The sequence below is a fragment of the Clostridium sp. BSD9I1 genome, from assembly GCF_900185645.1.
In the GTDB taxonomy this organism is placed as follows: domain Bacteria; phylum Bacillota; class Clostridia; order Clostridiales; family Clostridiaceae; genus Clostridium_AK.
The window spans coordinates 249,630-261,605 of sequence record NZ_FYAM01000006.1 but is presented as its reverse complement, the minus strand read 5'-3'; the positions used below and the strand labels follow the sequence as shown (position 1 = coordinate 261,605).

The 11,976-nt window shown below is 31.6% G+C and carries 9 protein-coding genes and 1 other annotated feature; of the genes, 3 read left to right on the top strand and 6 right to left on the bottom strand.

Translation table 11 applies throughout. The annotated features are described in order from the left end of the window. Nucleotides 1-28: 28 nt before the first annotated feature. From BSD9I1_RS04100 to cobO, 6 genes are all read right to left on the bottom strand, one after another. Complete coding sequence (locus tag BSD9I1_RS04100) at nt 29-1,753, bottom strand: NAD(P)/FAD-dependent oxidoreductase (protein ID WP_186429250.1); 1,725 nt, start codon at nt 1,751-1,753, stop codon at nt 29-31. Nucleotides 1,754-2,542: 789 nt separating this feature from the next. After that, nucleotides 2,543-3,565: an aspartate--ammonia ligase gene (gene asnA, locus BSD9I1_RS04095; RefSeq protein WP_035309878.1), complete on the bottom strand. Its 1,023-nt coding sequence runs from the start codon at nt 3,563-3,565 to the stop codon at nt 2,543-2,545. 134 nt (nt 3,566-3,699) lie between these two features. Then, nucleotides 3,700-3,954, bottom strand: a binding site (T-box leader). Nucleotides 3,955-4,030: 76 nt separating this feature from the next. Beyond that, on the bottom strand, nt 4,031-5,377 hold the full coding sequence (gene gdhA / locus BSD9I1_RS04090; protein WP_186429249.1) for an NADP-specific glutamate dehydrogenase: 1,347 nt from the start codon (nt 5,375-5,377) through the stop codon (nt 4,031-4,033). Between the two features lie 201 nt (nt 5,378-5,578). Next, nucleotides 5,579-7,303 (bottom strand): phospho-sugar mutase, encoded by a 1,725-nt coding sequence (locus tag BSD9I1_RS04085; protein ID WP_186429248.1) that lies wholly within the window; start codon nt 7,301-7,303, stop codon nt 5,579-5,581. Nucleotides 7,304-7,476: 173 nt separating this feature from the next. Then, nucleotides 7,477-7,755 (bottom strand): hypothetical protein, encoded by a 279-nt coding sequence (locus BSD9I1_RS04080; RefSeq protein WP_186429247.1) that lies wholly within the window; start codon nt 7,753-7,755, stop codon nt 7,477-7,479. Between the two features lie 218 nt (nt 7,756-7,973). Beyond that, nucleotides 7,974-8,540, bottom strand: coding sequence for a cob(I)yrinic acid a,c-diamide adenosyltransferase (gene cobO / locus BSD9I1_RS04075; RefSeq protein WP_278281153.1), 567 nt, complete (start codon nt 8,538-8,540; stop codon nt 7,974-7,976). A 218-nt stretch (nt 8,541-8,758) separates the two neighbouring features. On the opposite strand from cobO, the gene BSD9I1_RS04070 reads away from it, so the two are divergent. The 3 genes from BSD9I1_RS04070 to BSD9I1_RS04060 all read left to right on the top strand — a co-directional run bounded on the left by BSD9I1_RS04070 (nt 8,759) and on the right by BSD9I1_RS04060 (nt 11,976). Continuing rightward, on the top strand, nt 8,759-9,937 hold the full coding sequence (locus tag BSD9I1_RS04070) for an AI-2E family transporter (protein WP_186429246.1): 1,179 nt from the start codon (nt 8,759-8,761) through the stop codon (nt 9,935-9,937). A 175-nt stretch (nt 9,938-10,112) separates the two neighbouring features. Then, nucleotides 10,113-10,586: a MarR family winged helix-turn-helix transcriptional regulator gene (locus BSD9I1_RS04065; RefSeq protein WP_035309871.1), complete on the top strand. Its 474-nt coding sequence runs from the start codon at nt 10,113-10,115 to the stop codon at nt 10,584-10,586. After that, the gene (locus BSD9I1_RS04060) at nt 10,570-11,976 is read left to right on the top strand and encodes an MATE family efflux transporter (protein ID WP_207653877.1); all 1,407 of its coding nucleotides are present in this window, start codon (nt 10,570-10,572) and stop codon (nt 11,974-11,976) included. The genes BSD9I1_RS04065 and BSD9I1_RS04060 overlap by 17 nt, the downstream gene beginning before the upstream one ends.

Below are 11,976 nucleotides of genomic sequence, written 5' to 3'. Positions count from 1 at the left end.
ACTCCCTAAGACAGGGAGCTTTTTCTTGCTATTTTCTTGCCTTTATTTGCTCTGCAATTCCATTGGCCGCGAGCATTCCTGTTTGAAGCGCTCCTTGAATCCATGCATGCTTTTGAGATATGTGTTCCCCTGCAAAGAAGACCCTATTATTCATCTCAGGCTGAGTAACAACATAAGAAAATAGAATTTTATCCTTAGGCTTTGTAAGACAGCTTCCAGACCATATATATTGAACATCAGGCCAGTATATAGAGGCATAATCTATCATATTTTCTTCTATATATCCTCTAGGAAGACAATGAATCATTTCAGTTTGTTTTATAAAATCCATAATACGAAGGTCTATCTTTTTATTCCCAACTCTTTCTGCATCTTCTCCCCAATTATAGGATACTTGTAAGGCTCCAGGCTGATTGGGAGATGCCCCAGGTTTTAATTCCCATGTATTAAGCTTACCCGGAACAGGCATAGAGTGATCTGAAGGGTAAAACGTAGCTATTGTTTGCAAATCGCTGCCAGTGCTTCCCCCAACAATTCTTTGATTTTTGTTTCCTTTTTCCCAAAATCTGTCTTTAAGAAAAAAGTATGTCTTTTGTCCAGATTCGTAATTTAGGGAAGCAATAGCATGCATTTTGTCTACACTGAATAAAGGAGTTATATTCATTCTTCTAAGGCTTGTAAATGGTATAGCACATACTATATAATCAAAATCTTCATATTTTATGCTATTATCTTGGGTTTTTCTACATTCTAAAATTATTCCCTCCTTATCAGGATCTTTATATATTCCATCAACTGCAGTATTCATTTGAAAGCTAACATTTCCAAGTTCAGTTGAGCTAATTCCTGCAAAAGCACTATCACTCTTATTCATTAATGCTTCACAAAAGGCTGCAGTAAGCTTTTCATTACCTTGAGGGATTCTATAAGTAAATGAAAAATCAGCGGTATAAGCTTCTTGCATTACCTCTACTAATCCAACATTAAAGAATGCTACATCAAAAGTCGATAAATAACTTAACATAGTAATAGCATCTTCACTTAGTCCTGACCTTTCATATGCCATTTCATAGTTCAGCCAATCCATTGCTTCTATGGCTTCCGAATACTTTGGTTTTACTTCGATAATCTCTCTTCTAATTTCAGGCGGCAATGACAATACATATTTATTAAATATTCTTCCTACAAGCTGTTGCCAGGGAGTTCTCCTTTCTTCAGGAGTTAAATTAAAGGCAGGATATATATTTTCCATAACACTAAGGCCTTCAGCATCATTTCTAGCCCATCTCTTCCTAATATAAAATAATCCATTTACATTCCTAGTGACAAATACATCTGTATTAAGCTTAAACAAGTTAATATAATGCCATACAGTTTCATGAGAAGCTGGAATTCTCATGGCACCTAGTTCAGCTGGATATTTCCCTTCACAATCGAAGTAATGAGTATATACTCTGCCTCCAATACGGTTAGAGGCTTCAAAAATAGTAATATCACATCCTATTTTTTTTAATTCAAATGCAGCTGCAAGACCAGCTTCTCCAGCACCTATAACTGCAACCTTAACATTTTTACCACTGTTTTTAGGAGCTATAGTTGTTATATCCTTTGGTGGACTTAAAAGTTCAAGTATGTTTTCATAATCTTCAGGTCTCCCCCCAGCATTAAGGGTGTATTTAAGTTGGATATGCCTTTCTTCATCGGTAGGATTAGGTCTTTGATATGGAACTTCCGAAATATTACTATTCCTCATAATTCTTCCTTAAAAAATTATTACTACAACTAATATATTCAAAGAAGCTATAAAAGGTGTTAAAATTGTTGCAACTTATGAGGATATTGCGACGTTTTTAATGCTCTGGGTTTCATAAAATTTTCATCTAGGAAGACGTTCATTTCGCTAAAAACGGCTAATATTTATAAATTTAAAATTCCTAAACCTCCTAAACTCGCCGTAGGCTCAAACAGTAGGAGGCTCTTAACGGTATTTTAAATCTATAAATAAAGCCGTTTTAAAGCTTATTCAATGTCTTCTACGATGAAAATTCTATACTCCCAGAGCATTAAAAGGTTCTTCATGTGAACTGCTGCAGGAAGAAATTCAGCTAACTGAATTTCTAAGATATCTTAGGAATCAGTACATAAAGATCTTTTAGGACGGCAGTCCTTAACATTACAGGAACTTATACTAAATAAATAAAAAATTTACAAGTTAAAGATATGGTAGTACAATAAAAGATTTCTGATAAAAAATAGAATACTTAATATCTTACGACCTATCGGTCTGCGGGCTTATCAGCCCTTTAATAAGTGTAAATTTAGTATTGGTTCTGCATTGTAGAAAGCATTGAACAAGCAATTAGAAGCTATTTATCTCTCAATTTAAAACACCGTAAAGAACTTTCTACTGTCTGAGCTACAGCGAGTTTAGAAAGTTTAGGTGATTTAAATTGAGAGATATTAAAGATTCTTTGCGCAGTGAACGCTTTCTTAAATGCAGAACCAATGCGGAAGATTTAACATTAAAAACGTCGTAATATTTCTATAGTATATCAATTCCATATTCAGCACATTTAGTTATCATTTCTTCTGGCCATATGGAAGATTGAACTTCTCCTATGTGAGCCTTTCTTAAAAAGAACATACATATTCTTGATTGACCAAGACCTCCGCCTATGGTGTATGGAAGTTTCTTATTCAAAAGCATTTGATGGAATTCTAAGTTCTTTCTTTCTTCACATCCTGCAAGTTTAAGCTGCTTTAAAAGTGATTCTTCATCTACTCTTATACCCATAGAAGAAAGCTCTAACGCTCTACCAAGCACTGGGTTCCATAATAATATATCTCCATTTAATTCCCAATCATCATAGTCTGGAGCTCTTCCATCATGCTTTTCTCCAGATTCAAGTACTTTTCCTATTTTCATTATAAATACTGCACCATGTTCCTTTGCGATAGCATCTTCTCTTTCCTTTGGAGTAAATCCTGGGAATTTATCCTCTAACTCCTGAGAAGTTATAAAGGTTATTTTTTCTGGAAGTATTTTTTCTATAAATGGATACTCTCTATTAACATAGTTTTCTGTTTCAGTAAATGCCTTATATATTTCTGATACAATTTCTACTAAAAATCCTTCATTTCTCTGTTCTTTAGTTATAACCTTTTCCCAATCCCATTGATCTACATATATAGAGTGAATGTTATCTAAATCTTCATCTCTACGAATAGCATTCATATCTGTATAAAGTCCTTCTCCAACCTTAAAACCATATCTATATAGAGCCATTCTTTTCCATTTAGCTAAAGAGTGAACTATTTCAGCACCTGCTTCATTATCATCTCTTACTGTAAAGCTTACAGGTCTTTCTACTCCACTTAGATTATCATTTAATCCCCTATCATTTCTTACAAATAGCGGTGCAGATACTCTTATTAAATTAAGTCTTTCTGATAATGATCGCTCAAAGAAATCCTTTATTTTCTTTATAGCTATTTCTGTTTCTTTTAAATTTAAATTTGATTTATATCCTTCTGGTATAATTAATCTTTCTTCATATTTACTCATAGTTATTTCCTCCAATTTAATTATTTAGATTTTATAAAACTTTTCTTAATATTTAAATTTATGCTCTTTACTTTATAAAACTGGCCAGTTTTATATGTATTTGTATAAAACAAAAAACCTTTCATCCCTAAAAAATAAGGGACGAAAGGTTATAATTCCGCGGTACCACCCTAGTTAGCTTTACAACAAGCTCAACTTTGATAAAAGTATCATAATTAATACTTTCCGGTTTTAACAGTCCGGTTCTCCGTCTAAGCCTACTTTCTAAAATCTAGATTTGGGTTAGAAACTCAGAGATGTTCTTCGGTATAAACTTCGTACTGGTCTTTCACCTTCACCAGCTCGCTTAAACTACATCTTATACTTACTCTTCTCTTCATAGTCTGTGAATTTTTATTAATGAGTCAATTATAAATATTCTCTTTTATAATGTCAAGGGGGTTTTAATAATTTTTCAAAAATTTATTATATTACCCCGTGAGCTACCATTGCATCTGCAACCTTCTTAAATCCTGCTATGTTTGCTCCTACAACTAGGTTATCCTCTTTTCCATATTCCTTAGCTGCAGCACTTGCATTTTCATATATGTTTATCATTATTTGCTTTAACTTTTCATCTACTTCTTCAAATGTCCAAGAAAGTCTAATACTATTTTGAGACATTTCTAATGCTGAAACTGCAACTCCGCCTGCATTAGCAGCCTTTGCTGGTCCAAATAACACATTATTTTTTAAGAAAAGTTCTGTAGCTTCAAGTGTAGAAGGCATATTAGCTCCTTCAGCTACTGCTATAACACCATTGTCTATAAGTGTCTTTGCGGAACTTCCATCTATCTCATTTTGAGTTGCACATGGAAGAGCTACATCACATTTTATTGTCCATACACCAGTAGATCCTTCATGATATTCTGCATCTTTATGGTAACTTAAGTACTCTTTTATTCTCTTTCTTTCTACTTCCTTTAAGCGTTTTACGATCTCAACATCTATACCGTTTTTATCATAAATATATCCAGCTGAATCGCTGCAAGCTACAACTTTAGCTCCTAGTTCTTGAGCTTTTTGAATTGCATATATAGCCACATTTCCAGAACCTGAAACAACTACAGTTTTATCTTTTATAGAATTTCCTTTTTCATTTAGCATTCTTTCTACAAAATAAATCAATCCATAACCAGTAGCTTCTGTTCTTGTTAAACTTCCACCATAGTTAAGTCCTTTTCCAGTAAGAACTCCAGCATCATAGCTGTTTTTTAACTTTTTATACTGTCCAAATAAGTATCCTATTTCTCTTCCACCAACTCCTATATCCCCAGCAGGTACGTCAGTGAATTGTCCTATATGTCTATAAAGTTCTGACATAAAGCTTTGGCAAAATCTCATAACTTCTCTATCTGATTTTCCTTTAGGATCGAAGTCAGAGCCCCCTTTACCTCCTCCTATTGGGAGACCTGTAAGGGAATTCTTAAATATCTGCTCAAATCCCAAAAATTTTATAATACTTCCATTAACTGAAGGATGTAATCTAAGTCCTCCTTTATATGGTCCTATAGCACTATTGAATTGAACTCTAAATCCCCTATTTACTTGAACCTTACCATTGTCATCTACCCATGGAACTCTAAACATTATCATTCTTTCAGGCTCAACAATTCTATCAACTATGCCTTCTGCAACATATTCAGGATGTTTTTCTAAAACTGGTACCAACGAATCTAATACTTCTTTTACTGCTTGATGAAATTCTGACTCGCCAGGATTTCTTTTTTTAACTGTTTCAAAGATTTCATTTACATAACTCTGCATGTTCATTTTATAAATGCCCCCAATTCAACAACATTTTTTGAATTTTTTTTTTGCATAAATTGCATATTTATTTTTTTACTTTTTTATTTTATCAAATTATCAACGGTTTGTATATATAATATAGATTGATTTATGAAACTTTTTATTTCAAAAGTTTCAACTTCACTTTGCTGTGTTAAGTTGTTACTATAGAAATATTAACACATTTTATTCCACAGAGTTAAGTTTCCCCATTACAATCTCTTCTATAACCTTTATTTTTTCTTCTGCTTTTTCTAAAGTATTTGATTTGGTATAAATGTATATTTTTATCTTAGGTTCAGTTCCTGAAGGTCTTACAGCATACCATGAGCCATCTTCAAGCATAAACTTGAGTACATTTGATTTCCCAATAATATTTTCAGTTTCTTTTCCAGTAAATAAATCATAATCCTTACCTTCATCTAAATCAGTATATGATGCAAGTTTTGATTCTCCTATAACCTTTGGAAATTCATTTCTATAAACTTTCATCATTCTACTTATACGTTCTTGACCTTCTATTCCTTCTAATACAAGAGATATCTGCTTTTCTCTATAGTATCCAAATTCCTTATATATTTCATTTAATACATCTATAAGAGACTTTCCTATACTTTTATAGTAAGCTGCCGCTTCACATAAAAGCATGGCAGAGCTTACTCCATCCTTATCTCTTACAAAAGTTCCTGTAACATACCCTATACTTTCTTCATATCCAAATATAAATTTATACATTCCTTCTTCTTCTAACTCTCTTTCCTTGCCACAGATATTTTTAAATCCTGTTAAAGTTTCAAAAGTTCTTACGTTATATTTATTTGCTATAGCTTTCCCTAAATCTCCTGTAACTACTGACTTAATTATACAGCCTTTCTTTGGCATCTTATTTTTTTCCTTCATACTTGATAATATATAACTTATTAAAATAGCTCCTGTTTGATTTCCATTAAAAGCCATATACTCATTATTTTTATCCTTCACCATTATTGCAAGTCTATCACAATCTGGATCTGTAGCTATTAAAAGCTCTGCTCCTATTTCTTTTCCTAGCTTCTCTGAATACTTAAATGCTTTTACATCCTCAGGATTTGGATACCCTACAGTTGTAAAGTCTGGATCTGGGTTTTCCTGTTCAGGAACCACAATTATATTTGAAAATCCTCTTTCCTTTAACACTCTTCTAACTGGTATATTCCCAGTTCCATTTAGTGGAGTATATACTATTTTTATATCCTTATCTATTTCATCTCTAAGGCTCAAAGCTTTGACATTAGCAATGTATTCATCATCTATTTGTTTCCCTAATATCTTCAACAAACCCTTTTCTAGAGCTTCTTCTTCTGTAATCTTTTTTATTTCACCAAAACTTTTTATATTACTTATATGCTTTGTTATAGGATCTGCAACTTCAGAAATAATTTGTGACCCATCTTCCCAGTAAACCTTATATCCATTATATTCTCTTGGATTATGGCTTGCTGTTACAACTATGCCTGATATTGCATTTAATCTTCTAACCGTAAATGATAACTCTGGAGTTGGCCTCAATCCCTCAAAAAGATAAGCCATTATGCCATTTCCAGCTAGTACTAGAGCTGCAGTTTTAGCAAATTTATCAGAAAAATGTCTGCTATCATATGCGATAGCAACTCCTCTTTTCATTGCTTGACTGCCTTGTTCTATTATAAAATTTGCAAGCCCTTGAGTTGCCCTGCTTATTATATGTATATTCATCCTATTTGTACCTGCTGCAATCTTCCCCCTAAGCCCTGCAGTGCCAAATTCCAAATCTGTATAAAATCTATCCTTTATTTCTTCTAAGTTTTCTTTTATTCCTCTAAGTTCTTGTTTAGTTTCTTCATCAATATGTTCATCCGTTAGCCAGTTTTCATAGTTCTTCATATATTCCATATCCCAGGCTCCTTTCAAAAAATAATATATTTACATTTTACCAAACTTTCCCCAAAAGTAAAATGGTATGACTTTTAGCCATACCATGCATGATTTATAGAAATCTGTGATTTCGTTATAAATCAGTACATCTTAATTCATTAAGATGTTTCCTTATATATTTCCTATAAATTTTAGTGTATGAATAATTCATATATAGTATTTCCTACTAAAAATACTAATATTAAAAATGCAGCGATATTAAATTTTACTCTTTTTAATAACCCTGTCTTAAATGTTATATATACATAAGTTCCAAATGCTGCAACCATAAATCCTACTACTACTGCAACCATAGTTAAATTTCCTTCATAATTTCTTGCAAAAATGGATGCGAGTGTTGTAAGAGTAAATAATACATTCAACAATTTTTGATTTCTATTTAGCATTTCTAATTTTTCTCTATTATTCATACTATCTCTCCTTATTTATTGTTCTTTTACTTGTTTATTCTTTAGTACATTCTAAAATATTTATTCCCATTTTCCCAAAAAATATCTCTTATGAAAATATTGAAAATGATAAATTTACACAGCTAATTCTAGCATATTTATATAAATAAAAAAAGCATTATATATTAAATAAGCGATGCCTTACAATTACACAGTAAAAGCATCGCTTATTATTTTATTTAACTTTCAATACCCTTACGTGCAGGTACTCCCTGAGTATAATAGTGCTTTATTTGTTTCATTTCAGTAACTAAATCTGCTCTTTCTATTATCTCATCTTTTGCATATCTTCCAGTAAGTATAAGTTCAGTTTTCTCAGGCTTCTTATCTATTAAAGCTAAAACTTCTTCTACTGTAAATAACTCATAAAATAATGCTATATTTATTTCATCAAAAACTACTACATCATACTCTCCAGAAGTTAAAACTTCTTCTGCTCTCTTAAATCCCTTTTTAGCTTCCTCAATATCAGCTTTAGTAGGATTGCCCATTATAAATGCATTTCTTCCAAACTGCTCCATTTTAAAGTTAGGAAGTATGTTTACTGCTTCTAATTCGCTATATTTCATTCCCTTTGTAAATTGACCGAAAAATACTTTTTTTCCTGCACATACAGCTCTTAATGAAAGTCCAAGGGCTGCTGTAGTCTTTCCTTTACCATTTCCTGTGTACACTTGAACGTAACCTTTTGTTTCCATATGTATATTCCCCTTTCCTTCATTTGAAACGTTTTCTGCATGATTTATAAAAATTTTGAATTTAAAATAAACCAGCACATTTCAACTAATTTAACATGTTTTACTATTATCATAATAGCACAATTGTAAAGAAAATGCGACACTTTTAAATTGGGTTTATACTATTGATAATGATAATATCATAATACCCCATATTAAATTTATTATGGAAAATGTTATATGATATAATATACTATAGTAATTACTAAAGAAGGAGAGTATTTAAATTGGTTTTTAATAAAAATATAAAATTTAAGGATATATTAATCTTTGTGCTAACAGTAGTAGTAGGATATATTATTATAAAAAATTATGGTGTTTTTTTTACATTTATCACAAGATTTTTATCTATAATATTACCTTTTGTATATGCTTTAATAATTGCATATTGCTTAAATCCATTAATGAATATTTTTGAAAAAAAACTTGAATTCAACAGAGGATTATCTATTACGTTAACCTATATAACTGTGCTTAGCTTAATAACTTTAGCATTTATTTATATTTTACCCAATATTGTAAATAGTATAATTTCCATGACTTCGGAAGTGCCTAAATATATGCAAATAGTACAAAGATGGATTAATACTGCATTACAAAATGAAAATCTATATGATTTAATAAAAGATGTAGGATTATTGGATTATTTATCTGTATTATCATCAAAATTTGGCTCAACACTTATGACAATTTTAGAAGGATCTGTTTCCTCTATATTTTCAGCTACTGCTAGTTTAGTAAAGGTTGTTTTGGGATTTTTGATTGCAATATACGTCCTTCTTGATAAAGAAAGACTTAAAAGAGGTACTAAAATTTTGATTTACATGCTGCTTAAGGAGAAAAATGGAACCCATCTTATAAACTGGATAAAAATTTACAATAAAATGATAGGACTTTATATAGGAACTAAAGCTATAGATTCCGCAATTATTGGGACTATTGCCTTAGTCGGCCTATTAATAATGAAAGCTCCTTACGCTGGATTATTATCTCTAATTGTAGGAGTAACAAATATGGTTCCTTATCTTGGTCCTTTAGTAGGAGAAATTATAGGACTGTTTATAGGCTTATTTGTATCCCCTATGATGGCAATTACAATGTTTTTATTCCTATTTGTTCTTCAACAGTTCGATGCTTGGTATTTAGATCCAAAATTAATTGGAGAAAGCATTGGAGTAAGACCTTTTTTTATTATCCTTGGATTAACTATAGGTGGAGGATATTTAGGCATAATTGGAATGCTTTTAGCATCGCCTACAATAGCTACTATGAAGATATACTTTGATCAGAAAGTTGCTGTATTTAAATCTGAAAATGTGAACCTTGTAAAAAAATACATAGAAAATAAGGATGAAAAATCAGGGGATATAAAGAAAATTAGTGACAATAAAAATCCAAAAAATTAAGGAAATTGCTTTGCAATTTCCTTTTGTTTTAACTTCATCTTTAAATTTCCTAAACCCACTTATTTCAAAGTATTATATCAAAAGTTAATTATCAAATCTTAGCTTATAAATATAGTTGACCCGTCAACTATATTTATCTATAATTTAATTAATAAGAAAATTAGTGGAGGAAGATATGAAAGAGAAAAGTGTTGGAAAATTGGTCTCTATACTATATAGACAATCCCATGTATATATAAACTATGCTCTAAAAGATTTAAATATAAGCTCTTCGGAATATATTTTTATGGTAGAGCTATATAATAATGAAGGTATTAGTCAGGAAGAATTATCATCATTACTTTTGATTGACAAAGCTGCTACTGCAAGAGCGTTAAAATCTCTTGAAGAAAAAGGTTTACTAATACGCCAAAAAAACTTAGCTGATAAAAGGGCTAATAAGGTATTTACAACTGATAAGGGAAAGTCTTATAAAGAAACTATTTATTCAGCCCTACGAGGATGGACTAAGCTTATTACTAATGGTATGGATGAAAATACTATCGATATTGTACTCGATTCTCTTAAGTCCATGTCCGAAAAAGCAGGAAGTACAAACTATGCAGAATTATTTTCAAATGGGGGTGAAATTTGTGAAGAAAACAAATAGGCTTGGAGAAGAGAAAATAACTAGTTTACTTGTATCCTTTTCTGTTCCAGCCATGGTGGGTATGGTTGTAAATTCTCTTTATAATATTATTGATAGAATGTATATTGGAAATGCTTCTGACCTAGGTTCCTTAGGACTGGCAGCTATTACTATAAGCTTTCCTATAACACTAATTATAATGGCACTTGCATCACTTTTTGGTATAGGTGGCTCAACGATGTTTTCAATTAAATTAGGTGAAGGACAACCTGAAGTGTCCGAAAAATATTTAGGTAATGCTGTAACACTTATAATTGGTTCTTCAATTATATATACAATTATAAGTGTTATATTTTTAGAGCCTATATTAAAATTACTTGGTTCTAGCCTTGAGGTAATGCCTTATGCTAAACAATATATGATGATTGTACTTTGGGGAGCAATTCTTCAGTGTCTAAGTATGGGACTTAATAATTTTATACGTGCTGATGGAAACCCTAAAATTGCAATGATAACAATGTTTTTCGGGGCTGGGTTTAATATTATATTCGACCCTATCTTTATATATGGCTTCAAGTGGGGAATGACTGGAGCAGCACTAGCAACTGTAGGCGGGCAGCTTTTAACAACTATATGGATTCTTTCATATTTTACGGGAAAAAAGTGTTCCATTAAGTTAAAGTTAGATAATATGAAGCCGGAACTTCATGTTATGAAAAGAATTGTACAAACGGGTATCCCCTCCTTTTTAAGGCAGTTTTGTAATGGTATATTAAATGTTACATTAAATAAAAGTCTTATTTTATACGGTGGAGATATAGCAATTTCAGGTATGGGAATAATCAATAGCATACAAACATTTATGCTCATGCCTATTTTTGGTATAAATCAAGGTGCTCAGCCAATCATCGGATATAACTTTGGAGCTAAAAAAACACATAGAGTAAAAGAAACCTTAAAATGGGCTATTGCTGCTGCGACTGCTATCACAATAATAGGCTGGCTTATAACAAGAATTTTCCCTGAAGCTTTAATTAAGATGTTTAATAGCGATAAGGAATTAATTTTCTTTGGAACTAATGCTCTCAAAATATGGTTTTTTTGCTTACCTGTAGTTGGATTTCAAGTAGTTGGTGCTAGCTATTTCCAAGCAGTTGGTAAGGCAAAAGCATCTACATTCCTTACTTTAATGAGACAATTGATTATTCTTATACCAGCTGTAATGATTTTACCTAAAACTTTTGGGCTAAATGGAGTACTATACGCTGCTCCACTATCTGATTTACTGTCTTCAGTTATAACTGGAATATGGCTTTGGGTGGAATTAAAACGGCTGAATTCTAAGAAAAAAGAAAGTTCTTTACCCCCCCAAGAATCTGATAAAGCTTCCCCTGTACAAGAACTTACCTAA